This is a genomic window from Cellulomonas fimi (genome assembly GCF_028527925.1).
Classification (GTDB): Bacteria; Actinomycetota; Actinomycetes; order Actinomycetales; family Cellulomonadaceae; genus Cellulomonas; species Cellulomonas fimi_C.
In genome coordinates this window covers 1-24152 of sequence record NZ_JAPESW010000055.1, presented here as the reverse complement: position 1 = coordinate 24152, position 24152 = coordinate 1, and the positions used below count along the sequence as shown (strand labels likewise).

General features: G+C 74.9%; 22 protein-coding genes. 13 read left to right on the top strand and 9 right to left on the bottom strand.

Annotated features, from left to right (window positions below; all coding sequences use genetic code 11):
- The coding region (locus OMK64_RS17670; RefSeq protein ID WP_272729673.1) for an endo-1,4-beta-xylanase at positions 1–344 on the bottom strand (344 nt) is incomplete at its 3' end.
- 494 nt (positions 345–838) lie between these two features.
- Between OMK64_RS17670 and bglS the strand changes: the two genes are divergently transcribed.
- Positions 839–1627, top strand: coding sequence for a beta-glucanase (gene bglS, locus OMK64_RS17665; protein WP_272729672.1), 789 nt, complete (start codon positions 839–841; stop codon positions 1625–1627).
- 36 nt (positions 1628–1663) lie between these two features.
- Here bglS and OMK64_RS17660 read toward each other — a convergent pair whose 3' ends face one another.
- Positions 1664–2746, bottom strand: coding sequence for a LacI family DNA-binding transcriptional regulator (locus tag OMK64_RS17660; RefSeq protein WP_272729671.1), 1083 nt, complete (start codon positions 2744–2746; stop codon positions 1664–1666).
- A gap of 199 nt (positions 2747–2945) precedes the next feature.
- Between OMK64_RS17660 and OMK64_RS17655 the strand changes: the two genes are divergently transcribed.
- The 3 genes from OMK64_RS17655 (at position 2946) to OMK64_RS20950 (ending at position 6762) form a co-directional block, all read left to right on the top strand.
- A complete protein-coding gene (locus tag OMK64_RS17655) occupies positions 2946–4607 on the top strand; it encodes a glycoside hydrolase family 6 protein (protein WP_272729670.1) in 1662 nt (553 codons plus the stop codon).
- A 163-nt stretch (positions 4608–4770) separates the two neighbouring features.
- Positions 4771–5388, top strand: coding sequence for a LysE family transporter (locus tag OMK64_RS17650; RefSeq protein ID WP_272729669.1), 618 nt, complete (start codon positions 4771–4773; stop codon positions 5386–5388).
- Positions 5389–5949: 561 nt separating this feature from the next.
- Positions 5950–6762: an ALF repeat-containing protein gene (locus tag OMK64_RS20950; protein WP_272729668.1), complete on the top strand. Its 813-nt coding sequence runs from the start codon at positions 5950–5952 to the stop codon at positions 6760–6762.
- Positions 6763–6840: 78 nt separating this feature from the next.
- On the opposite strand, the gene OMK64_RS17640 is transcribed toward OMK64_RS20950, so the two are convergent.
- On the bottom strand, positions 6841–7623 hold the full coding sequence (locus tag OMK64_RS17640) for a DinB family protein (protein ID WP_272729667.1): 783 nt from the start codon (positions 7621–7623) through the stop codon (positions 6841–6843).
- A gap of 70 nt (positions 7624–7693) precedes the next feature.
- Here OMK64_RS17640 and aroA point away from each other — a divergent pair, with 70 nt between their 5' ends.
- Complete coding sequence (gene aroA, locus OMK64_RS17635; RefSeq protein ID WP_272729666.1) at positions 7694–8935, top strand: 3-phosphoshikimate 1-carboxyvinyltransferase; 1242 nt, start codon at positions 7694–7696, stop codon at positions 8933–8935.
- 7 nt (positions 8936–8942) lie between these two features.
- Here the strand turns inward: aroA and OMK64_RS17630 are convergent, their stop codons facing one another.
- Complete coding sequence (locus tag OMK64_RS17630) at positions 8943–9446, bottom strand: pyridoxamine 5'-phosphate oxidase family protein (protein WP_272729665.1); 504 nt, start codon at positions 9444–9446, stop codon at positions 8943–8945.
- A gap of 208 nt (positions 9447–9654) precedes the next feature.
- Here OMK64_RS17630 and OMK64_RS17625 point away from each other — a divergent pair, with 208 nt between their 5' ends.
- Both OMK64_RS17625 and OMK64_RS17620 read left to right on the top strand, forming a co-directional pair.
- On the top strand, positions 9655–10551 hold the full coding sequence (locus tag OMK64_RS17625) for an SDR family oxidoreductase (protein ID WP_272729664.1): 897 nt from the start codon (positions 9655–9657) through the stop codon (positions 10549–10551).
- Between the two features lie 161 nt (positions 10552–10712).
- On the top strand, positions 10713–11468 hold the full coding sequence (locus OMK64_RS17620) for an aggregation-promoting factor C-terminal-like domain-containing protein (RefSeq protein ID WP_272729663.1): 756 nt from the start codon (positions 10713–10715) through the stop codon (positions 11466–11468).
- Positions 11469–11536: 68 nt separating this feature from the next.
- On the opposite strand, the gene hutI is transcribed toward OMK64_RS17620, so the two are convergent.
- From hutI to hutH, 5 genes are read right to left on the bottom strand one after another with little or no spacing between them, the layout of a single operon-like run.
- Entirely contained in the window at positions 11537–12703 is a 1167-nt protein-coding gene (hutI, locus tag OMK64_RS17615) for an imidazolonepropionase (RefSeq protein WP_272729662.1), read from the bottom strand.
- Positions 12700–14043 (bottom strand): formimidoylglutamate deiminase, encoded by a 1344-nt coding sequence (locus OMK64_RS17610; RefSeq protein ID WP_272729661.1) that lies wholly within the window; start codon positions 14041–14043, stop codon positions 12700–12702. The genes hutI and OMK64_RS17610 overlap by 4 nt, the downstream gene beginning before the upstream one ends.
- Positions 14040–15287 (bottom strand): allantoate amidohydrolase, encoded by a 1248-nt coding sequence (locus OMK64_RS17605; RefSeq protein WP_272729660.1) that lies wholly within the window; start codon positions 15285–15287, stop codon positions 14040–14042. The genes OMK64_RS17610 and OMK64_RS17605 overlap by 4 nt, the downstream gene beginning before the upstream one ends.
- Positions 15284–16948 carry a urocanate hydratase gene (hutU, locus tag OMK64_RS17600; protein ID WP_272729659.1) on the bottom strand — a complete coding sequence of 555 codons (1665 nt, stop codon included), beginning with the start codon at positions 16946–16948 and terminating at the stop codon, positions 15284–15286. Before hutU ends, OMK64_RS17605 begins: the two co-directional genes overlap by 4 nt.
- Entirely contained in the window at positions 16945–18519 is a 1575-nt protein-coding gene (hutH, locus tag OMK64_RS17595; RefSeq protein WP_272729674.1) for a histidine ammonia-lyase, read from the bottom strand. The genes hutU and hutH overlap by 4 nt, the downstream gene beginning before the upstream one ends.
- Before the next feature lie 138 nt (positions 18520–18657).
- Between hutH and OMK64_RS17590 the strand changes: the two genes are divergently transcribed.
- The 6 genes from OMK64_RS17590 to OMK64_RS17565 all read left to right on the top strand — a co-directional run.
- On the top strand, positions 18658–19422 hold the full coding sequence (locus OMK64_RS17590) for an IclR family transcriptional regulator (RefSeq protein ID WP_272729658.1): 765 nt from the start codon (positions 18658–18660) through the stop codon (positions 19420–19422).
- Between the two features lie 24 nt (positions 19423–19446).
- The gene (locus OMK64_RS17585) at positions 19447–20505 is read left to right on the top strand and encodes a serine hydrolase domain-containing protein (RefSeq protein ID WP_272729657.1); all 1059 of its coding nucleotides are present in this window, start codon (positions 19447–19449) and stop codon (positions 20503–20505) included.
- Between the two features lie 81 nt (positions 20506–20586).
- Positions 20587–21912: a glycoside hydrolase family 3 N-terminal domain-containing protein gene (locus tag OMK64_RS17580; RefSeq protein ID WP_272729656.1), complete on the top strand. Its 1326-nt coding sequence runs from the start codon at positions 20587–20589 to the stop codon at positions 21910–21912.
- Positions 21913–21954: 42 nt separating this feature from the next.
- Positions 21955–22320 (top strand): RidA family protein, encoded by a 366-nt coding sequence (locus OMK64_RS17575; protein WP_272729655.1) that lies wholly within the window; start codon positions 21955–21957, stop codon positions 22318–22320.
- Between the two features lie 122 nt (positions 22321–22442).
- Complete coding sequence (locus OMK64_RS17570; protein ID WP_272729654.1) at positions 22443–23459, top strand: LacI family DNA-binding transcriptional regulator; 1017 nt, start codon at positions 22443–22445, stop codon at positions 23457–23459.
- Between the two features lie 346 nt (positions 23460–23805).
- A partial coding sequence (locus tag OMK64_RS17565; RefSeq protein WP_272729653.1) for an endo-1,4-beta-xylanase occupies positions 23806–24152 on the top strand: 347 nt, incomplete at its 3' end.

Here is a 24152-nt window from a genome sequence, read left to right as displayed (position 1 = left end):
TGCCCGCGGACCTGCTTGCCGTTCTGGCGGGCCCAGTTCACGATCCGGTCGCCGTTGGAGTAGTTGAACTGGCCACGGTTGGGCTCCGTGGCGTCCATCTTCATCTCGTTCTCGGCCGTGATCATGTCGAACTCACGGTTCGCGATCGTCTGATACGTGCTGTCGTTCAGACGGCCCGCCGCGATCGCGGTCCCGAAGTACCGCCCGCTCTGCTGCGCCGCCGCAGCGAGCGTGCTCGCCGCCGCCTGGGCGGGCATGGCCGCGGCGAGGCCCGCGGCGGCCACCGCCAGTGTCAAGGACGCGGCGACGACTGCGCGCCGCCCTCGTCGTGGTGTGGTCGTCATGGAACACCTCTCTCGGAGCACCCACGGGACCGGCCGGTGGGCTGTCGACGCTGAGCTGGTGGACGGACGACGCCGTCTGTCCACGAGGCCGCGGTCGCCCGGCGAGGACGCCTGGCGACTGACGATGTGAGCGGTCACATTCGCACCACGGAGCGTGGGCCAACCAGGGGCGAATCGTTTTGGGGCGTAATCGATCAGATCCAGGACGACAGGCGGCCCGTGCCCGCCTCCCATCCCCGGCGTGCAGGCCCCCACACCCAGGAACATCCACTCCTCAGCGACACGGGCGGCCCGCGCTGTCACCCCGACGGCACCTTGACGCGGCTCTCCGGGGCGGCCAGCATGAGCGACTGGAACCGGTTCCACTGATTTCCAGTTTGCTCAGGCCGGCCGCTGCGCACCGACGCGCCGCGGACCTCCGCCTGCACCGCTGAGCGACCGAGCCCGGGCTGACGCCGGGACGGCACGAACCACGAGTACCGATGGAGGTACACATGCGATCAACGACGACGCATCCTCACCGTCCCGCGCTGCGCCGACGGCTCATGGTCACGGCGTTCCTGGTGGCCCTCGTGGCCGCCCCGGCGCTCGCGACGCCCGCACAGGCCGCGATCGGCGGCAGCTTCGTCGACAACCTCGACGGGTTCGCCACCTCCCGGTGGCACAAGGCCAACGGCTACAGCAACGGCGGGATGTTCAACAGCGGCTGGCGCGCGGACCACGTCTGGCACAGCGGCGGGGTCATGGGGATCAACCTCGACAACTACGGCTGCCCGAGCGGCTGCTCCGGCAAGCCGTACGCCTCCGGCGAGTACCGCACGAACGACCTGTACTCGTACGGGCGCTACGAGGTCCGCATGAAGGCCGCGAGGGGCGGCTCGGGGACCGTCACCTCGTTCTTCACCTACACCGGTCCGAGCGACGGCCAGCCGTGGGACGAGATCGACATCGAGATCCTCGGCAAGAACACCTGGCAGATGCAGACCAACTACTACACGAACGGTGTGGGCGGGCACGAGAAGCTCATCAACCTCGGCTTCGACGCCGCCGCCGGCTATCACACCTACGCGTTCGAGTGGTGGAACGGGGGCACCATCAACTGGTTCGTCGACGGCCGCCTCGTCCACCAGGAGAACGGTTCGCGCGGGAAGCTCCCCACCCACCCGGGTCGCATCATGATGAACCTGTGGCCGGGCACCGGGGTCGACAGCTGGCTCGGGCCCTTCTCCTACAACGGGCAGCGCCAGGCGACGTACGACTGGGTCAAGTACACCCGGTACTGACCAGCACCGATGTGCTCGAGGCGCCCGGCGTGACGATCAGGTCGCGCCGGGCGCCGAGCCGCGGACGACGAGGTGCGTGGGCAGGAGGATCGGGGTCGGCGAGTCGCCGTCGATCAGACGGACCAGCATGGTGGCCATCTCCTGGCCGAGCCCGCGGATCGGCTGGCTGACGGTCGTGAGCGCCGGATCGGTGTGCCGGGCGATCTCCAGGTCGTCGAAGCCGACCACCGCGACGTCCTCCGGCACCCGTCGGCCCGCGTCCTTGAGCGCACGCAGCGCCCCCGACGCCATGTTGTCCGACGCGGCGAACACGCCGTCGACGTCCGGGTGTGCAGCCAGGAGCCGCGTCATCGCCTCCGCGCCGCCCTCGTAGGTGAAGTCGGCGTGCTCGACCCAGTCCGTGGGCAGCCGCTCCGCCGCCATGACGTCGGCGAAACCCTGCTGGCGGGCGACCGACGCGTGCAGGTCCATGGGCCCGGCGATGGTGGCGACGCGCCGGCGTCCCGACCTCAGCAGGTGCTCGGCGGCGAGGCGCCCGCCCCCGCGGTTGTCGACGTCGACGTACCACCGGGCGTCCGCGTCGAGCGGACGGCCCCCGAGCACCACCGGCAGGTCGGTCGCGGCCGCGACCCGGCCCAGCGGGTCGTCCCGCCGCAGGCCCATGAGCATCACCCCGTCGGACTGGCGCGACCGCAGCAGCCGCTCGAGCCGCGCTCGCCCCCGGGACGAGGACGTGAGCATGAGGGTGAGGTCGAGCTCGGATCTCTCCAGGGCTGCCGCCACACCGACGAGCACCTGCGAGAAGAACGGGTCCCCGAACAGCGTCGGGTCGTCGTCGGAGACCGCGAGCACCACCGACCCGACGGTCCTCGTCGCCAGGGCGCGGGCCGTCGGGTTGGGGACGTAGCCGAGCTCGCTGGCCGCACGCGCGACCGCCTCGCGCTTCACCGCGCTCACGTTGCGGGTGTTGTTCATCGCCCGCGACGCGACCGATCGCGAGACCCCGGCCCGGAGGGCGACCTCGTCGAGGGTGGGGATCTTGCGCGTCCGCACCGCGTCGGCCCGACGCGACCCCTCGCCCTGACCGTTCCCGGCATGGGGCGCGGTCGGGTCTGCCATGCGACGAACCCTACCGGCGTGGTTCCCCGTCCCGGACGGTCCGCGTCCAGCCGGCCGCCTCCGCAGGACGGGTGCGGGCCCGGGGCCGGGTCGGCCGCCGTTGACGTTTCCTCCCGCGATGGGAACAATGACTGGAAATTTGTGGAAGCGGTCCCACTCAGGGTTCCACCAGCACGGTCGACGACGACTGAGGAGAGCTATGCCTCGCACCCGCGCCCCGATGTGGCGCACCGCCCTGACAGCGACCGCGACGCTCGCGGTCACGCTGACGACGCTCGCGCCCGCCCACGCAGCCGGGCCCGCCCGCCCGGCGCCCACGGGCGCCGCGCCTGCGCCCACCACGACGGCGACGCCTGCCCCCGCGACGGGCTCGGAGTTCTACACGAACCCGCACAGCACGACCCTGGAAGCCGCGCAGAAGCTCACCGGGCAGGCGCGCGCGGACGCGCAGCTGCTCGGCAGCGTCCCGTCGGCGGACTGGTTCACCGGCGGGACGCCGCAGGAGGTCGAGGCCGAGGTCGACCGTCTGGTCACCGCGGCCGCGGCGGCCCACCAGGAGCCGGTGCTCGCGGCGTACAACCTCCCGTTCCGGGACTGCGCGCAGTACTCGTCGGGCGGCGCCGCCGACACGGCCGCGTACAACGCGTGGATCGACGGCTTCGCCGCCGGCATCGGCGACCGGTCCGCGACCGTGATCCTCGAGCCCGACGGCCTCGGGATCATCCCTCACTACACGAGCCTCGACGGCACGACCGACTGGTGCCAGCCGGCCGAGGCCGACCCCGCGACCGCCGCGGCGAACCGCTACGAGCAGCTCAACCACGCCGTCGACGCCCTCGCGGCGCTGCCGGACGTCAAGGTCTACCTCGACGGCACGTCCTCGGCCTGGTTGACCGTCGGCGAGATCAGCGACCGCCTCGTCAAGGCGGGCGTGCAGCGGGCCACCGGGTTCTTCCTCAACGCGTCGAACTACCAGTTCACCGAGAACGGCACGGCCTACGGGACGTGGGTCTCGTCGTGCATCGCCTACGCCACCGAGGTCGTCGTCGGCGACTACGCCAGCTGCGGCAACCAGTGGTGGAACGGCGGGCCGGCCAACGACTGGCAGGGCGTCGCGATGTCGCAGTACGGCCGCTGGTCGTCGACCGCGACCGACCCGGCGCTGAACACCGCGGGGATCGAGTCGCGCTACGCGTCGATCCTCGGTGACGTCGAACCGACCACGACCTTCGTGATCGACACGAGCCGCAACGCGCTGGGCCCGTGGCAGTACCCGCCGGACGTCTACCCGGCGCACGAGGACTGGTGCAACCCGCCCGACCGCGGCCTGGGCGTCCGCCCGACGACCGAGACCGGCCACCCGCTGGTCGACGCCTACCTGTGGATCAAGGTGCCCGGCGAGTCCGACGGCCAGTGCTTCCGCGGCACGCCCGGCCCGCTCGACCCGGCGCGCGGCATGGCGGACCCGGCCGCCGGTCAGTGGTTCACGCAGCAGGCGCGCGAGCTCATCTCCCTCGCCGTCCCCGAGCTGCAGCCGCTCACCTGCCACGTCAAGGTCCACGGCACCGCGGTCGGCGGTCCGAAGCACCGCGGCTTCGTCGCTGCGCTCACGGTCGAGAACCGTGGGACCCAGCGACTCAACCCCTGGCAGCTGTCCTGGGAGTTCGAGGGCGACCAGCGGGTGAAGGCGGTCACGGGCGGCACGTTCGTGCAGCGGGGCAGCGCCGTCACGGTGACGGCACCGCGAGGGCGGGCGGCGGTCCTGGCGCCCGGCAAGAAGGCGACCGTGGTGGTGAGCGGTACCGGTGACGCCCAGGCGCCGCTGCAGTTCCGGCTCAACGGCCAGGCCTGCACCTCCTAGCGGTCTCCCGCACGCGAGAGGGGCCGGGTTCCCTGCACCCGGCCCTTCTCGTGCTGCCCGCGTCGCGCACGTCGTGGCGCGGGGCGGACATCCGCAGCGTGCGTGCCCGGCCGCGTCCGGTGGCAGGAGATGATCTGCGGGTGGTCGTCCGGGTGCTCGCGTCATGAACCTGTCGCTGTGGTTCGCGCTCGTCGGCGCGTGCCTCGTCATCTCGCTCACGCCCGGTGCCGGTGCGATCAACACGATGGCGAACTCGCTGGGCTCGGGCTGGGCGCGCTCGATCTGGGGGATCCTCGGCCAGCAGGCCGCCCTGGTGCTGCACGTCGCGATCGTCGCGGCGGGTGTCGGTGCACTGGTCAGCCGCTCGCACACGGCGTTCGAGATCATCCGGTACGTCGGTGCCGCGTACCTCGTGTACCTCGGCGTCCGGCAGCTCCGGGCGCGGCCCGGCCCGGACAGCGCGACGGCCGAGCGCGTCGTCGAGGGCGTGTGGCCGATGTTCCGCCGCGGGCTGCTCGTGAACCTCACCAATCCGAAGGCGATCGTCTTCTTCCTCGCGTTCGTCCCGCAGTTCGTGCGCCCCGACCGGCCGCTCGTGCCGCAGTACGGCGTGCTGGTCGCGACCGTCGTCGTGGTGGACGTGCTGGTCATGTGGTGCGTCTTCGCGCCGGCGGCGCGCGGGCTGGCGCGGGTCGTCGCGCGCGAGGACGGGCGGCGCGTCATCAACCGGGTGTTCGGCGGGCTGTTCGTCGGCGTCGGGGTGCTGCTCGCCACGGTCTGACCGGACGGGCTCCCGCGCGTCGGGCGATGCGCTGTCGAGACCGGCACTCGTCGACCGGCCCGACCGGCACCCCGTCCTGCTCGGCGGGCTCGTCGTGCACGCGGTCGCCCGCACCGCGAGCGCCGATCGCCCGCCGACAGCGGTGCACCCGTGCCATCATGCGGGCGTGCGAGCCCTCCCCGCCGTCGTGTCGTTGCTGCTGTAGCCGGGTGCTCCAGTGCCGACACCGGCCAGCAGTCAACGGCCAGATCTGCAGCGGCGGCCGCTTCACCTCGGTGATGGTGGTGTCGACCGCTGGGCTGAGCGAGCCGCTCCCGGTGCAGCAGGTCGTTGACGCCACCGAGGCTGCGCACCTTCGCGCGCTCCTGTAGGCCCGGGACGACGGCCTCACGTCCGAGGATGGCCGTCGCAACCTGTGGCGCGACGTGGGCCCGCGCGTCGGGCGATGCGCTGTCGAAACCGGCCTGACGGGAGTCACAGGGACGGTAGGGTCTCGCGGGTGCGGGGGCGGGACGTGCGGCTCCGCGGACGTGGTGGACCTGAGACGAGGAGTGTTCCCTGGTGCGCAAGATCGTGCGCTGGCTCGCAGTGGCCGTGGTGCTGACCGTGACGGGTTTCGGTGCTGCGGCGCCGGCGTCGGCCGCCGACGCGGTCGTCGACGTGCGGGCGTTCGTCGCCGCCGGGTTCCACGGGACGACCGACGACGACTACCGCGCGTGGGCCGAAGTCCTGGCGTCGGTGACGGACGGTCCGGCGACCCGTCAGTCCGCCACCGAGGCGCTCGCCGGGACGATCGTGGAGCTGCGGGCCTACGTCGACGGCGGCTACCTCGACCCGTGGTTCGCCGACGAGCGGCTGCGCGTCGCGCGCGTGCTCGATGCGGCGACGGGTCCGGCCGTCAGGGCCGGTGCGCAGGCGGCGCTGGCCAGCAGCGACCGGCAGGACCTGTCCGACTTCCTCACGAACGGCCTGCCGCTCGCGCAGTACGCCGACGACCGTCTGATGGCGTCGACGATGCTGACGGGCGGCGTGAACAACAGCGGCCCGGCGCTCGACGCGGCGGCGCAGGCAGCGCTCGCCGGCACGCCGGCGGAGCTGCGCGAGTTCCTGCTCGTCGGCCAGTTCGTGGCGCGCGCCGCCGACGCCGCCGCAGCCGCGCCGGTGCCCGCCGCGCCCGTGGTCCCCGCCGCACCGGTGGCACCGGCCGCACAGCCCGCCGCCGCCGCCCCGCGCCCGGCCGCCGCCGCGCCCACGCGCGTGCTGGCCGTGACGGGTCCGTCCGCGCAGACGGCGACGGGCGCGCTCGCCGCGGTGGCCATGGTGCTGGTCGGCGCGGGGCTGGTCGTCGCGGCACGGCGCCGCAGCGCGGCCTGAGCCGGTCCGCGACCGGTCCCGGTCGACGACCGCGGCACCCCGGCACGTCGGCCGGGGCGTCCGCGGGGGTCGGGCCCGTCAGTCGCGGGTGGCGATCGTCGCGAGGTCGCGGGTGGCGTACCGGTGGTGCTGCCACTCCTCCTCGAAGATCACGCCGAGGCACTGCCGCACGGTGACGGTGGGCTCGTCGGCGCCGCCGTCGCCCCACGGGTCGTGGCCGGCGTCCCGGTCGAGCTCGTCCTGCGTGAGGCCGGCGAGGTAGGCGCGGACCTGCGCGACGCGGTCGGCTCGCGCGGCGACCGCCTCGTCGAGGGTCACGGGCGTGCCGAGCGCGACCAGGCCGTACCGGTCCTCGAGCCCCTGCGCCTGCCAGAACAGCAGGCCGAGCGGGTGGAACGGCTGCTCGCGGCGCAGGATCGCGAGGTTGAGCCACGCGTCGGTCGCGAGCACGAGGTGCCGGACCGTCTCGGTCAAGGACCACTCGCCGTCGACCGACACGTCGACGGTGCCGGGCGGCAGCGTGCGGGCGCGGGCGATCGTCGTGTCCCACATGGCGACGAGCGCCTCGTATCCGGCGCGGAGCTCGTCGGGCGTGCGGGCGTGGAGCGCCGAGCGTTCCGGGTGCCGGCGGTCGAGCTCGGCGAGGAGGAGGGGCGCGACTTCGACGCCCCAGATCGTCAGGCCGTCGATGTCCCCGTCGATCTCGGCGTCCGTCAGCTCGACGCCGCGCATGCGGACGCCCTGGAGACCGACGTCGCGGAACTCGGCGCCGCCCATGCGGTCGCGGACGAACTGCGCGCCCCGCAGGTCCTGGTGCTGGAACCGGCTGCCCCGCCGGTCCTCGAACTCGATGTCGACCATGACGCCGAACGTACGCCGCCGGTCGGACATCCCCGAGGACGCCGGGGCGCGGTGGCTACAGTCGCGGCCCATGGCCGTCGTCACCGTCCCCGGTTCGAAGTCCGTGACCGCGCGCGCGCTCCTGCTCGCCGCGGCGGCGGACGGTCGCACCACGCTCGTCGACCCGTTGCGGTCCGACGACACCGAGGCGTTCGTCCTCGGCCTGCGTGCGCTGGGCTACACGGTCGCCGACGCGGGGCGCGAGTGGACGGTCGACGGGCGGCCCGCGGGTCCCGCCGTGCCGACCGCCGAGGTGTTCTGCCGTGACGGTGCGACGACCGCGCGGTTCCTGCCGGCGCTCGCGGCGACGGGGCACGGCACGTTCGCGTTCGACGCGTCGGACCAGATGCGACGCCGGCCGATGGCGCCGCTGACGCACGCGCTGCGTTCGCTCGGGGTCGGTCTGATCTTCCGCGGGGAGCCGGACCACCACCCGTTCGACGTCGTGGCGGACGGGGTCGACGGCGGCCGGATCCGGCTGGACGCCGGTACGTCGTCGCAGTTCCTCACCGCGCTGCTGCTCGTCGCGCCGCTGTTCCGCGACGGCCTGACGATCGAGGTCGAGGACCTCGTGTCGGTCCCCTACGTGGGGATCACGCTCGCGATGATGCGGGCGTTCGGGGTCGACGTCGCCGTCGACGGCGCGACGTACACGGTCCCGCCGGCGACGTACCGCGCGCACACGTACGCGGTGGAGCCGGACGCGTCCTCGGCGAGCTACTTCTTCGCGGCCGCGGCGGTGCTGGGCCGCACCGTGACCGTCCCCGGGCTGGGGTCGGGCGCGCTGCAGGGGGACCTGGGCTTCGTCCGGGTGCTCGAGCAGATGGGTGCCGAGGTGCGCCAGACCGCGTCGTCGACGACCGTCGTGGGCGGCCACCTGCGCGGCGTGACCGTCACCATGCGCGACATCTCCGACACGATGCCCACGCTCGCGGCGATCGCGCCGTTCGCGGACGGCCCGACGACCATCGTCGACGTGGCGAACACGCGCGTGAAGGAGTGCGACCGGCTCGAGGCGTGCGCGCAGAACCTCGCGCGTCTCGGGATCGAGGTGGAGACCGGCCCCGACTGGATCCGGGTCCACCCGGGGACGCCGACGGCGGGTCAGGTCGAGACGTTCCGCGACCACCGCATCGCGATGGCCTTCAGCATCACCGGCCTGCGGACGCCCGGGATCACGCTCGACGACCCGGCCTGCGTGAAGAAGACGTTCCCCACGTTCCACGAGGTCCTGGCGGAGACCGTCGCCGCGCTGGCGGGCGAGGCCCGCTGAGCCTCTCTCAGAGGTGGACGGTCTCGTTCTCGCCGCCGTCGTAGCGCTCGCCGGTGAGCTTCGACTTCACGAGGCTGAGGGCGGTCGTCAGCTTGTTGCCGGGCGCGTCCCAGTACTCGGCCGTCTCGCCGTGCACGACCAGCAGCACGAGCCCGGGTGTCTCGGGACCGTCGGGGAACCATGCCTCGGCGACGGGGTTCCACAGCTCGCGGGCCTTCGCGACGTCGCGGACCACCTCCGCGGTCCCGGACACCGAGACCCACGACGTACCGCCGACGAACGCGGCGTTCACCGGGCTGCCGTGCGCGATCTCGTCGACCTTGTGGCTGTCCGCGTCGGCGAAGAACCACAGGTCGCCGCTGAACTCGGCCTCCTGGATGCCCATCGGGCGGCTCACCAGGCGGCCGTCCGCCGAGACCGTCGTGAGCATCGAGACCTTGGAGTCGCGGATGAGCTCCGTGACCTTGGCGATGTCGTCGTCGACCCGGGCGGTGTCGTCGTCGTGCGTCATGCCGTGCTCCTCCGTCGTGGGAAGCGTCGCGCGTGCGCCGCCCGGCCACGGTAGGTCCGGTCGGGTGCGGTCGCACGACGGGGGTGCCGCGGGCGCGAGCCGCGGCCGGACGGCCCGGTCCGATAACGATGTCGAAGCCGTTAGGGTCGAACGCCAGGACCACCGCCGCCCCCGCCGCCGGGGTCCCGCACCCGTGAAGGAGAAGACGATGTCGTCCGACCAGCTCACGTTCGACAACCCCGTCGAGCGTCACGCGCACATCAAGCCGCACGCGTCGTGGCAGCCGCTCCCCGGCCTCGACGCGGAGCTCGACCCGAAGGCCGACCACGGCGAGACGACCTACCGCGGGACGGGCCGCCTGCCCGGGCGCAAGGCGCTCATCACCGGCGGCGACTCGGGCATCGGCGCGGCCGTCGCGATCGCGTTCGCGCGCGAGGGTGCCGACGTCGCGCTGAGCTACCTCCCGGAGGAGCAGGTCGACGCCGAGGCGATCGCCCAGGTCGTGCGCGCCGAGGGTCGGACGTGCGTGCTGCTGCCGGGCGACATCCGCGACCGTGAGTTCTGCCGCACGATGGTCGCCGACGCGGTGGCCGGGCTCGGCGGGCTCGACATCCTCGTGAACAACGCGGCCCACCAGGTCTACCACCCGTCGTTCGACGAGCTCGACGAGGCCGACCTCGACCGCACGATCCAGACCAACCTCTACGCGATGTTCTGGATCACGCGCGACGCGCTGCCCCACCTGCCGCCGGGCGCGACGATCATCAACAGCACGTCGGTGCAGGGCTACAACCCGTCGCCGATGATCATCAACTACGCGTCGACGAAGTTCGCGATCATCGGCTTCACCAAGGCGCTCGCGGCCGACCTGGCGCCGCGCGGCATCCGCGTCAACGCCGTCGCGCCCGGGCCCGTGTGGACGCCGCTCCAGGTCAGCGACGGGCAGCCGGCCGAGAAGCTGGACGGCTTCGGCGAGTCGTCGTGGCTGGGCCGCACGAGCCAGCCCGTCGAGCAGGCGCCCGCGTACGTGTTCCTGGCGTCGCCGGAGTCGAGCTTCGTCGTGGGCGAGGTCATCAACGTCAACGGCGGGGCGAACGTCCCCTGACGCGGCTACGCGAGCACGCGGCCCCCGGGGTCACGGGGCGCCGGGGTCGCGTGAACCTCACAGCGGGCACTCATGTCCGGCGCGAGACCTGCCGATCTGGTCAGTGCGTCCGACGACCACGGACCGGGCACCCGCTGCCCGACGTGAGGAGCCCGCCCGTCATGACCGCGTCACCGAAGCGGCACCGCCACCGTGCCGAGCCCGCGCCGCGCCGCCTGCCCGCGTGGTGCCGGTCGCGCGCCGTCGCGCCGCTCCTGAGCGTGGGCATCGTGACGGTCGCGGTCCTCACGAGCGCGAGCGCGAGCTCGCGCGGGCCGGCCGCGGGCGCCGAGCCGCACGACGTCCTGTCCGCCGCGCGGCTCTCGCCCGTCGCGGGCGCCGTGACCGCGCCCGCCGACGCGTCGTGGACCGCTCCCGACGCCGAGGCGTCGTGGCTCGCACCGGCGATCCGCGCGGAGGTCGACCGCATCGCCGCCGAGAAGGCCGAGGCCGAGCGGCTCGCCGCGGAGGCAGCCGCCGCCGCGGCCGCGCAGGCGGAGCACGAGGCGGCCGTCGCGAAGGCGGCGCGCGACAAGGCGGCTCGACGGGGCTCGGCCGGGTCGGCGCAGGTGCTCCCGTCGCGCACGCCCGTGGGCGAGGTCAAGCAGTACGCGGCGTCGCTCGTGGGCGCCGACCAGTTCGGTTGCCTCGAGGCGCTCTGGCAGCGCGAGTCCGGCTGGAACCCGACCGCGAAGAACCGGTCGTCGGGGGCCTACGGCATCCCGCAGGCGCTCCCGGGGACCAAGATGGCGTCCGCGGGCGCGGACTGGCAGACCAACCCGATGACGCAGGTCCGGTGGGGCGTGTCCTACATCCACGGCCGCTACGGCTCGCCGTGCGGGGCGTGGGCGCACTCGGAGTCGCACGGCTGGTACTGACCGGCGCGAACAGCCACGCGGTCGCCCCGCCGTGGCCGGGTCGGTGCAGGATCCCGACAACGGTTCCGTCAGTCGAGCGTGAGCGTGCGGGCGAGCGGCACCCCGGGCCGGTAGGCGAGGTGCGCGACCGACGGCGCGTCGAGCACGCACAGGTCGGCGCGCGCACCGACCCGCAGGTGGCCGACGTCGTCGCGGCGCAGCGCGCGGGCACCCCCGAGCGTCGCGGCCCGGACCGCCTGCTCGACGGTCATGCGCAGGTGTGCGACGCCGAGCGCGACCATGAGGGGCATCGACGTCGAGAAGCACGTGCCGGGGTTGCAGTCGGTGGCGAGCGCGACCTCGACGCCCGCGTCGAGCAGGCGGCGCGCGTCCGGGTACGGCGAGCGGGTCGACAGCTCGACGCCCGGCAGCAGCGTGACGACGGGCCCGCCGTGCCGGGCGGCGTCGGCCAGCGCAGTGACGTCGGCGTCGTCGAGGTGCGTGGCGTGGTCGACGCTCGCGGCGCCGACCTCGACCGCCAGACGGGCACCCGGTCCGGGGCGCAGCTGGTTGCCGTGCACGCGCAGGCCGAGACCGGCGCTCGCCGCCGCGGTGAGGACGGCGTGCGCCTCGTCGCGGTCGAACGCGAGCGGCGTGCCGGGCTCGCAGAAGACGTCGGCCCAGCGGGCGTGCGGCGCGCACGCGGCGAGCATCGGGCCCGTGACGAGCGCGAGGTACTCGCCCCGGTCGACGCCGGGCGGCACGACGTGCGCGCCGAGGAAGGTCGTCTCGGTCGTGACCTCGCGCGCGAGGCGGAGCAGGCGCTCCTCGTGCGCGACGTCGAGGCCGTACCCGCTCTTGACCTCGAGCGTCGTGGTGCCCTGCGCGCGTGCCTCGGCGACGAGCGCGGCGAGGCGGGTGCGGAGCTCGTCGTCGGTGGCGGCACGCGTCGCGGCGACGGTGCGGGCGATCCCGCCGCCGGTGTAGCGCGCGCCGGCCATGCGGTGCGCGAACTCGTCGGCGCGGTCCCCGGCGAAGACGAGGTGCGTGTGGGAGTCGACGAAGCCGGGGAGCACGGCCCGGCCGTCGACGTCGGTGCGGCGATCCGCGTCGGGTGCTGACGACGCCGGGCCGACCCAGGCGACGCGGCCGTCGTCGACGACGAGCGCCGCGTCGGGCAGCACGCCCAGCGGGCCGCTGAACCGCTCGTCGTGGGTGACGAGCTCCGCGACGCCGGTGACGAGGTGGGACGTCATCGGGCGCCCTCCGCGTCGCGCCAGGCTGCGGCGACCGCCCGTGCGAGCAGCGCGCCGACGTCGCCGAGGGCGTGCCGCCCACCCTCGACGCGGACGGTGCCGCCCACGACCACGGTGTCGACGTCGGCGCTCCCGGCGACGAGCACGAGCTGCGCCGGGTCGGCGCCGGCCGTGCGGGGCGTGTCGGTGCGGACGGCGACGAGGTCCGCGGGTGCACCGACGGCGAGGCGGCCGCCCGTGGGGTCGCCGAGCGCGGTGTGGCCGCCGGACGTGAGCAGGTCGACGAGCGTCGACGGGTCGAGCACGCCGCGCGACTCGCGAGCGACGCGCTCGTGCAGCTCGACGTCCCGCGCCTCGGCGAGCAGGTCGGTGCGGACGTGCTGGTCGGAGCCGACGGACAGGCGGCCCCCGGCGGCACGGAGCGCCGCGCCGGGGGCCAGGCCGTCACCGAGGTCGCGCTCGGTCGACGGGCACAGGCACGCGCCGACGGCTGCCGCGCCGAGGAGCTCGACGTCTACGGGGGAGACGTGGACCGCGTGCACGACGGTCGTCGACGGGCCGAGCGCACCGGCGTCGGCGAGCGTCCGCGCCGGCGTGGTGCCGTACGCGGCGAGGCAGTCGTCGTTCTCCGCGCGCTGCTCGGACAGGTGGACGTGGAGCGGTCGGCCGGTCGTGCGCGCGTGCGCGGCGACGGCGGCGATCGCGTCGCGGGGGACCGCGCGGACCGAGTGGACGGCGGTGCCGACGGTCAGCGTCGCGTCGGGGCGCAGTGCGTCGACCCGGGACGCCCACGTGTCGGCGTCGGCGTCGCCGAACCGCCGCTGCGGGCCGTCGAGCGGGCGGCCGAACCCGCCCGTGAGGTAGGCGGTGTCGAGCAGCGTGACCCGCAGGCCGGCGTCGCGGGCCGCGGTGCGCAGCGCCTCCGCCATGACGTTCGGGTCGTCGTACGGCGTGCCGCCCGGCGCGTGGTGCAGGTAGTGGAACTCGCCGACCGCGGTGACGCCCGCGAGCACCATCTCGGCGTAGGTGGCGCGTGCGAGGTCGAGGTACGTGTCGGGGGTGAGCGTGGCGGCCAGCGCGTACATGCGCGCGCGCCACGTCCAGAACGTGCCGCCGTCGGCGTGCGTCCGGCCACGCAACGCCCGGTGGAACGCGTGCGAGTGCGCGTTCGCGAAGCCGGGAAGGACGACGCCGGGGAGGCGGTGGTCGTCGGGTGCCACCGGGACGCCGACGTCGACGGCGGCGATCCGGCCGGACCGCGTCGTGAGCCGGACGTCGCGCGCGAGGCCGTCGGGCAGCCACGCCCGCGCGGCCCAGAACGACGACGGCGACGCGGTCACGCGCGGTCCCGCATGAGCAGGTGCTCGAGCGTGGTGGCGAGCGCGTCGACACCCGCGAGGCAGTCCGACTCGTCGGCGTCCTCGGCCGGGGCGTGCGAGACGCCCGTCGGGTTGCGGACGAACAGCATGGCGGTCGGCACGCCCGCCGCCGCGAGGATTCCCGCGTCGTGACCCGCGCCCGTCCCGAGCAGCGGCACGCGCGCGTCGGACCGGCCCCCTGGGACCGAGCCGGACGCCCCGACGCGGGTCTCGCCCAGCAGCGTCGCGACCTCGTCGGCCAGGTCCGCGTCGAACCACGTCACGGGCGTCCACGACTCCTCGCTCGGCCCCCAGCCTGCGAGCGCGGCCAGCACGGCGCGGACGCGCGCCTCGTCCTCGGCGCGCACGTCGAGCCACGCCGTGACCTGCGACGGGATCGCGTTCACGCCGTTCGGCTCGACCCGCACCTTGCCGACGGTCGCGAGCGCGCCCGCCTCGACGGCCGCCGCCCGCACGTGGTGGACGAACGCCGCGAGGTCGAGCATCGGGTCCCGACGGTCGGCGAGCGGCGTGGTACCGGCATGGTTCGCCTCGCCGCGCAGCTCGACCCGCCACCGCCCGTGCGGCCAGATCATCCGGCCGACGCCGACGGGCGCACCGGCGTGGACGAGCCCGCGGCCCTGCTCGACGTGCAGCTCGACGAACGCGCCGACGCGCGCGAGCGTGTCCGGGTCCCGCCCGAGCGTCGACGGGTCCCGCCCGGCCGCGCGCAGGGCGTCGGCCATCGTCGTGCCGTCGGCGTCCCGCAGCCCGCGGGCACGGTCCGCGTCGAGGACGCCGGAGATCAGGCGCGACCCCGCGCACGCGACGCCGAACCGCGCGCCCTCCTCGTCGACGAAGCACGCGACGCCGAGCGGCCGGGACGGCTGCACGCCGCGCGCCCGCAGGACGTCGAGCGCCGCGAACGCGCTGACGACGCCGAGCGGCCCGTCGAACGCGCCACCGCCGGGCACGGAGTCGAGGTGGCTTCCGGTGACGACGCCGGGTGTCGCGTCGGGGTCGCCCCACCACGCCCACTGGTTGCCGGCGCGGTCGACGACGAGGTCGAGCCCGCGCGCGGCGGCCTCCCCGGCGAACCACTCGCGCAGCGTGTGGTCGTCGCGCGTCCAGGCGAAGCGCTCGTACCCCCGCCCGTCGCCGGCCCGCCCGACGGGCGCGAGGTCCGCCCACGCCCGCCGGAAGGTCGCCGCCCCGACGTCGCTCACGCGTCGCCCTCGCGCATCGGGACGCGGATGCCGTGCGCGTCCGCGACCTCGTCGGCGCGTGCGTACCCCGCGTCGACGTGCCGGATGACGCCCATCGCCGGGTCGTTGGACAGGACCCGCGCGAGCTTGCGGGCGGCGAGGTCGGTGCCGTCGGCGACGGACACCTGCCCCGCGTGGATCGACCGGCCCATCCCGACGCCGCCGCCGTGGTGCAGCGACACCCACGTCGCCCCGGACGACGCGGCGACGAGCGCGTTGAGCAGCGGCCAGTCGGCGATCGCGTCGGACCCGTCGGCCATCGCCTCGGTCTCCCGGTAGGGCGACGCGACGGACCCCGCGTCGAGGTGGTCGCGCCCGATGACGACCGGCGCGGCGACGTCGCCCGACGCGACGAGCTCGTTGAACCGCAGCCCCGCCCGGTCGCGCTCACCGTGCCCGAGCCAGCAGATCCGCGCGGGCAGCCCCTGGAACGCGACCCGTTCCTGCGCGGCGCGGATCCAGCGGTGCAGGTGGTCGTCGTCCGGGAACAGGTCGAGCACGGCCGCGTCGGTCGTCGCGATGTCGCGCGGGTCGCCGGACAGCGCCGCCCAGCGGAACGGCCCCTTGCCCTCGGCGAACAGCGGCCGGATGTACGCGGGCACGAACCCGGGGATCTCGAACGCGCGGTCGTAGCCGCCGCGACGCGCCTCGTCGCGGATCGAGTTGCCGTAGTCGAACACCTCGGCGCCCGCGTCGAGGAAGCCGACCATCGCCTCGACGTGCCGGGCCATGGACTCGCGCGCGCGGTCGGTGAGCTCGTCGGGCTTGGTAGCGGCGTAGTCCGCCCACTCGTCGAGCGTCACCCCGACGGGCAGGTAGGCGAGCGGGTCGTGCGCCGACGTCTGGTCGGTCACGACGTCGACCTCGACGCCGCGCCGCAGCAGCTCGGGCAGCACCTCCGCGCAGTTCCCGGCGACGCCGACCGACAGCGCCGCCCGGTCACGCTTCGCGGCGAGGACCAGCGCCAACGCCTCGTCGAGCGAGCCCGCGACGCGGTCGAGGTAGAGGTCGTGCACCCGCCGCGCCAGGCGGGACCCGTCGACGTCGACGATGAGGCACGCGCCGCCGTTGAGGGTGACCGCGAGCGGCTGCGCGCCGCCCATCCCGCCGCACCCGCCCGTCACGGTGAGCGTCCCGGCGAGCGTCCCGCCGAAGCGCTGCGCGGCGACCGCGGCGAGCGTCTCGTACGTGCCCTGGAGGATCCCCTGCGTCCCGATGTAGATCCACGACCCGGCCGTCATCTGCCCGTACATCGTGAGGCCGAGGTGCTCGAGCCGGCGGAACTCCGGCCACGTCGCCCAGTCGCCGACGAGGTTCGAGTTCGCGATGAGCACGCGCGGCGCCCACGCGTGCGTCGTCAGGACGCCGACGGGCTTGCCCGACTGGACGAGCAGCGTCTCGTCGTCGCCGAGCGTCGTGAGGGTGCGGACGATCGCGTCGTACGCGTCCCACGAGCGGGCCGCGCGGCCGGTGCCGCCGTAGACGACCAGGTCGTCGGGCCGCTCCGCGACGTCCGGGTCGAGGTTGTTCATGAGCATCCGCAGCGGCGCCTCGGTCTGCCACGAGCGGGCGGTGAGCGTCGTGCCGCGCGGGGCGCGGACGGGGCGGGGACCGGCGGTCATCGGACCTCCTCGGTGGACGTGGCGAGCGGGGTGCCGTCGGCGGCGGCCAGGACGGCGCCGCACGCGACGAGGGCGGTGACCGTCTCCAGGTCGGGCGCGAGGTAGGCGTCGGGCCCGGGACCGGCGACGCCGCATGCCCGCAGCAGGTCGCGGACGGCCCCGGCCGCGGGTGCGGGTGCGAGCGGTGCCCGCAGGTCGAGCGCCCGCGTCGCGGTGAGCACCTCGATCGCCAGCACGCGGCCCAGCGCGTCGACGGCCCGCCGCAGCTTGCGCGCCGCGTGCCAGCCCATCGACACGTGGTCCTCCTGCATCGCCGACGACGGGATCGAGTCGACGCTCGCCGGCACCGCGAGGCGCTTGAGCTCGCTGACCAGCCCGGCGGCGGTGTACTGCGCGATCATCAGGCCGGAGTCGACGCCCGGGTCGTGCGCGAGGAACGCGGGCAGCCCGTGGTTGCGGGCGACGTCGAGGAACCGGTCGGTGCGCCGCTCGGACATGCTCGCGACGTCGGCGACGGCGATCGCGAGGAAGTCGAGCACGTACGCGACCGGCGCCCCGTGGAAGTTCCCGTTCGACTCGACGCGTCCGTCGACGGTGACGACGGGGTTGTCGACCGCGGCGGCGAGCTCGCGCTCCGCGACCGTGCGGGCGTGCGCGACGGTGTCCCGTGCGGCGCCGTGCACCTGCGGCGCGCACCGCAGCGAGTACGCGTCCTGCACGCGCGTGCAGCCCGGCCCGCGGTGGCTGGCCATGATCCCCGACCCGCGCAGCAGCCCCCGCAGGTGAGCCGCCGACGCGGCCTGGCCGGGGTGCGGGCGCAGCGCCTGCAGGTCGTGGGCGAAGACGGTGTCGGTGCCGAGCAGGCTCTCGACGCTCAGCGCGGCGGCGACGTCGGCCGTCGCGAGCAGCCGGTCGAGGTCGTGCAGCGCGAGCACGAGCTGCCCGAGCATCCCGTCGGTCCCGTTGACGAGCGCGAGGCCCTCCTTCTCGGCGAGGACGACGGGCACCAGGCCCGCGTGCGCGAGCGCGTCGGCCGCGGGCACGAGCGCCCCCGACGCGTCCCGGACGTCGCCCTCACCCATGAGCGCCAGCGCGCAGTGCGCGAGCGGTGCGAGGTCGCCCGAGCAGCCGAGCGACCCGAACTCGCGCACGACGGGCGTGATCCCGGCGTCGAGCATCGCCGCGTACGCCTGCGCGGTGGACGGCCGGACCCCGGTCCGACCGGTCGCGAGCGTCGACAGCCGCAGCAGCATCAGCGCACGGACGACCTCGCGCTCGACCTCCGGCCCGGTGCCGGCCGCGTGCGACCGGACGAGGCTGCGCTGCAGGTCGGCACGCCGGTCGGCCGGGATCCGCCGCGTCGCGAGCGCGCCGAAGCCGGTCGAGACGCCGTAGTGCGGCTGGGTGTCGCCGGCGAGCGTGTCGATGACCGCCCGGCCGGCGGCGACAGCGTCGAGCGCCTCCGCGGCCAGCGTCACCCCGGCGCCGTCCCGGGCGACGGCGACGACGTCCTCGACGGACACCGGCCCGACCCCGACGACGACCGTCCGCCTGCTCTGCCCCGAGGGCATGGTCGACGTGGGGTCGGGCGACGGCTCGACGGTCGTGCTCATGCGCCCATGACACCGCCGCACGGCGCTCGCGGTCGCCGGGGTGCCAGGCGATACCGTCTGGGATACCAGACGACGTGCGAGCGGAGGTGGACCGTCGTGCCGAGCTCCGACGTCCCCGCCGCCGATGCGACGCTGCGCCTCCTGCGGCACCTGTCGCGCACCGGGCCGATGCCCGCCGCGGCCCTCGCCCAGGCCGTCGGCCTGCCCCGGTCGACGACGTACCACCTGCTCACGGTGCTCCGCGAGCACGGGTTCGTCGCGCACCTGCCGGAGGAGCGCCGGTACGGCCTCGGCCTCGGCGCGTTCGAGCTCGGCTCGGCCTACTCGCGGCAGGCGCCCCTCGCGCGCGCGGCCCGTCCCGTGCTCGCGCGGCTCGTCGACCAGGTGGGCGAGAGCGCGCACCTCGCGGTCCTGCACGGGCGCGAGGTGCTCTACGTCGTCGAGGAACGCGCCGCCCGCAGGCCCGCGCTCGTGACCGACGTCGGCGTCCGGCTCCCCGCGCACCTCACCGCGAGCGGCCGCGCCATGCTCGCCGACCTGCCCCGGTCGCAGGTGCGCGCGCTCTTCCCCGACCGTGCCGCGTTCGTCGACCGGACGGGCCTCGGACCCAGCCGCCCGGCCGAGCTCCGCGACGTCCTCGTCGAGGTCCGCCGGCGCGGGTGGGCGTCCGAGGACGGTGACGTCACGACGGGCTTCGCGTCCGTCGGCGTCGCGGTCCACGACCACACGGGCCACCCCATCGCGGGGCTCGCGGTGACGTTCGCGCGCGCCGACGTCGACGATTCGGCCGCGGAGCAGCTCGCCCGCGCCGCGCAGCGCGCCGCCGCCGACCTGAGCCGCCGCGTGGGCGGGACGGGCTGACGGCTCGGTCCGTAGGCTCCGGGGATGAGCGACGTGGTGTCGGTGACGGAGCTCGACGCGCTGGTCGACGAGGCGCTCGAGCAGGACGGTCCGCGCGAGGCGGCGGGCGTCGTCCGCGTCCGCGTCGGCGGCGAGGTGCTCCTCGAACGCGTGTGGGGCGTGGTCGACAGGCGCTGGGGGCGCCCGCTCACGCCCGACGACCGGATGCCGATGGCGTCGGGCAGCAAGGGGTTCACGGCGCTCGCGGTCCTGGCCCTGGTCGCCGACGGGACGCTCAGCCTCACGACGACCGCGCGCGACCTGCTCGGCGACGACCTGCCGGCGATCCCCGACGACGTCACGCTCGAGCACCTGCTGTCGCACACGTCGGGCCTCTCGGACGTGATCGACGACGACGCCGACGAGGACGCGTACCTGCTCGACGTGCCGGTGCACACGCTCGTCTCGCCCGAGGACTACCTGCCGGTGCTGGGACGGGTCGTCCGCGAGCGCGCCCCGGGCGGCCCGCTCGAGTACCGCAACGCCGCGTTCGTGCTGCTCTCGTTGCTCGCGCAGCGTGCGTCGGGCGTCCCGTTCCACGACCTCGTCCGCCGGCGCGTGCTGCGCCCCGCCGGCATGACGCGCACCGACTTCCTGCGCTCCGACGAGCTTCCGCCGGACGCGGCGATCGGCTACGTGCGGGTGGGCGACGCATGGCGCTCGCACGTGCTGCACCTGCCGGTGGTCGCGGGCGGCGACGGCGGCGCGTACACGACCGCGGCGGACATGGAGCGGTTCTGGGACGCGCTGCTGGGCGGCCGGATCCTGCCGCCGGACCTGGTCGTGCAGGCGACCACGGCGCACGCGACGACGGACGACGGCGCGTACGCCTACGGGCTCGGTGTGTGGCTGCCGCCCGAGGCTCCCGGCGTCGTGCAGCTGGAGGGGGAGGACGCGGGCGTCTCGTTCTGGTCGGCGCACCGCCCGGAGAGCGCGGGAGCGGGGCCGGAGGCGACGGTGACGGTCGCGGGGACGACAGCGCGTGCGGCGTGGCCGGTCGCCCGTGCCGTCGGTGATCGCCTGCGCCTCACGACCGCCGGCTGAGGAGCGGGGGGCGACCCGAACGGCGCACGCGCGGCGCTCGTCCGGGTGCCGATCGCGTCGCGCCGACTTAGCCTGCCGCGCGTGAGTCAGCCAGCGCCGTCGGACGTCCCCGCGCCCCCGGGGCGGTCCGCGCCACGGCACGGTCGGGCCGGGCAGCGCGGCCGCTGGCCGGGTCGCGCCCGCAGCGCGGTGCTCGTCGTCGCGGCCCTCCTGACGGTCGGCGCGGGCACGGTCGCGGCGGACACCGACGACGAGGCCGGGGAGCCGGCGACCCTGCGCGCGGCCGCGGAGCCGCGGCCGACCGCGGCGCGACCCTCGCCGACGCCCACGCCGACGTGCACGCCCGCCCCGGTCGAGCAGCAGGCCGCCGCCGTGCTCGTCGTGGGCCTCCCGGGCGTGACCCGGCCCGACGACCCGCTCGCGACCGAGGTCACGGGCCTGGGCGTCGGCGGGTTCTTCCTGTCCGAGAGCAACGTCGTCTCGACGCGTCAGGTGACCGCGCTGACGCAGGGGCTGCGCGCGCAGGCGGGCCGGCCGGTCGTCGTCGCGACCGACGAGGAGTCGGGCCGCGTCGCACTGATGCGTGAGCTCGTCGGCGCCGGTCCGTCCCCGCGCAGGATGGCCGCGCGCGAGACCCAGGCCGAGGTGCGGGCGCGTGCCGCCGAGACGGGGACCGTGCTCGCGCAGGTGGGGATCGACGTCGACCTCGCCCCGGTCCTCGACCTCGACGACGGCCCGGCGGGCGGCGTCATCGGCGACCGGTCGTTCAGCGCCGACCCGACGACCGCGGCAGAGTACGGGCTCGCGTACGCGACGGGCCTGGCCGACGCCGGCGTCACACCGACCGTCAAGCACTTCCCGGGGCACGGCCGCTCGACGGTCGACTCGCACACGGCGTCGTCGCTCGTCGAGGCGACGCTCGACGACCTCACGGCTTCGGACCTGGTGCCGTTCCAGCGAGCGATCGACGCGGGTGCGCCCGTCGTGATGATGAACCACCTCGAGTACGCCGTGCTCGACCCGGACCTGCCCGCGTCGCTGAGCCCGCGCGCGTACGCGCTGCTGCGCGACCTGGGCTTCCGCGGGGTCGCGATCACCGACTCGGTCGGGATGGGTGCGGTGAACACGCGCTGGGACTTCCCCGAGGCGGCGGTCATGGCCGTCGCGGCGGGGGCCGACGCGGTGCTCGCGACCGACGGCGCGCAGGCGGTCCGGATGCGCGACGCCCTGGTCGACGCGGTCGCGTCGGGGCGGCTTCCGGAGGAGCGTCTCGCGGAGGCCGCGGCCCGGGTGACGGCGCTCGCGGGCGGCGACCCGCGCGCGATGTCGTGCCGCGACCTGGCCCTGCCGAGCCTCGTACGGCCGGACCCCACGGGTTCGCCGACTTCCGCTGTTCCGCAGCCCTGACCTGCGCCGTCGCTGTGGGTGGCAGGGCGTACGGTCGCGCGCGTGATCACACGCTTCCCCTCGCACGTCGGCGATCCCACGTGCGCGAGCGCCGTGCGCGCCGGCGGCTTCCTGTTCCTCGCGCACCACGCGGGCGGCTTCGACCGTCGGGAGTACGCCGCGCAGACGAGAGCGACGCTCCGGAGCCTCGGCGAGACGTTGGCCGCGGCGGGCGCCGGCTTCCAGGACGTCGTCCAGGTGACGCTCTGGGTGCGTGAGCAGACGGACGAGATGCGGGGCGCGTGGGACGTGTTCGGCGAGTTCTTCGGCGACCAGCCGCCGGCGCGCATGACGGCGACGACCGAGTTCTTCGACCCGGCGTGCCTCGTCATGGTCGACGCGGTCGCGTACGTGGGGGACGAGGCGTAAGGACGCGTCCGGCCGGCCGGGCCGTCGAGGCGGGGTCCGGTAGATTGCGGCTGCCCGCGCCGTCGGACCTCTCCGGGCCGCGGTCGTGAGGCCCGGGCGCGAGGGGGTGGGGTGTGGCGACGATGGCCGACGTCGCGCGCCGCGCCGGCGTCTCGGCGAAGACGGTCTCGAACGTGCTGAGCGGCTACCCGTACATCCGCGAGGCGACGCGTGAGCGCGTGATGGCCGCGGTCGACGAGCTCGGGTACGAGATCAACGTGACGGCCCGGATCTTCCGGTCGGGCCGCACGGGCGTCGTGGGCCTCGCGGTCCCCGAGCTCGGTCAGCCGTACTTCGGCGAGCTCGCGGACGAGATTCTGGAGGCCGCGCGCCGCCGCGGGCTGCACGTGGTCATCCAGCCGACCGGGTTCACGCGCGAGGGCGAGCTCGCCGCGCTGCGCGAGCCGCGCCGGAAGCTCGTCGACGGCCTGCTGTTCAGCCCCGCCGCGCTCGAGCAGGCCGACGCGCACCTGCTGGACGACCTCGGGTACCCGCTCGTGCTGCTGGGCGAGCAGATGTTCTCGACGAAGGTCGACCACGTGACGATGCAGAACGTCGAGGGTGCGCGCGCGGCGACGGACCTGCTGCTGGACGCGGGGCGACGGTCGGTCGCAGCGATCGGCATGCTGCACTCGCCGACGGCGGGCTCGTCGAACCTGCGGTTCACGGGGTACCGCGAGGCGCTCGCGGCGCGGGGTCTGCCCGTCGACCCGCGGCTGCTGGGCTGGGCGGACGACGGCTGGCACCGGGGCAACGGCGCGCGCGCGATGGAGCAGGTGCTCGACTCCGGGGTGGAGGTCGACGGGGTGGTGGCGTTCAACGACGCCCTGGCGCTCGGGGCGATGTACGCGCTGCAGGTGCGGGGCCGGTCGATCCCGGGCGACGTGGCGGTCGTGGGGTTCGACGACATCGAGGACGCGCGGTACTCGATGCCCGCGCTGACGACGGTCGACCCGGGCCGCCGGGACATCGCGGACGTCGCGGTGGGCCTGCTGCACGACCGGCTGACCGCAGCGCCCGGTGCAGCCGCGGCGGAGCCCGTCCTGCGCGTCGCCGACATGCGCATCGTCGAGCGCGGCAGCACCCCGGCCCGGCGCTGACCTGCTGAGCGCTCTCGCGGTCCTCGTCACCCGACGCCGGCGACGCGGAGGGTGCTGACGGCGCCGCACGTTGCGCGCCGACGGGTCGAAAACCAGGGAAGCCAGCGCCGATAGTTGCGGCCGCGCGGCGTGGGATCGATCCCATACGACGCATAGCGCGGATGCCTCATGACGCATTCAGGTGCTCGTCTACACCGGTGAAGTCACCCGAAGGTGTGCTGAAACGCTTCGTTCTGGCTTTCGCAACTTTCCGTACCGGTCAAGCGCGTTGACCGGCAGTTTCGGCGCCGCGAAGGTGACGTGCCGGCTCCCGCTGGAGCCAACGACCACCACCAAGGAGGGTTCGATGACGACCCCACGCCCGACGCACCGGCGAGGCCGTCTCGCCGCCGCCGCCGGCTGTCTGGCCGCCGCTGCGCTGGCCGTGACGATCGCCGTCCCGGCCGCCGCCGCCGGCAGCACGCTGCAGGCCGCCGCCGCCGAGACCAATCGCTACTTCGGCACCGCCATCGCCGCGAACAAGCTGAGCGACGGCACCTACACGAACATCGCGAACCGCGAGTTCAACATGATCACGGCCGAGAACGAGATGAAGATGGACGCCACGGAGCCCAACCGTGGCCAGTTCAGCTACTCCAACGGCGACCGGATCGTGAACTGGGCCCGCCAGAACGGCAAGCAGGTCCGCGGGCA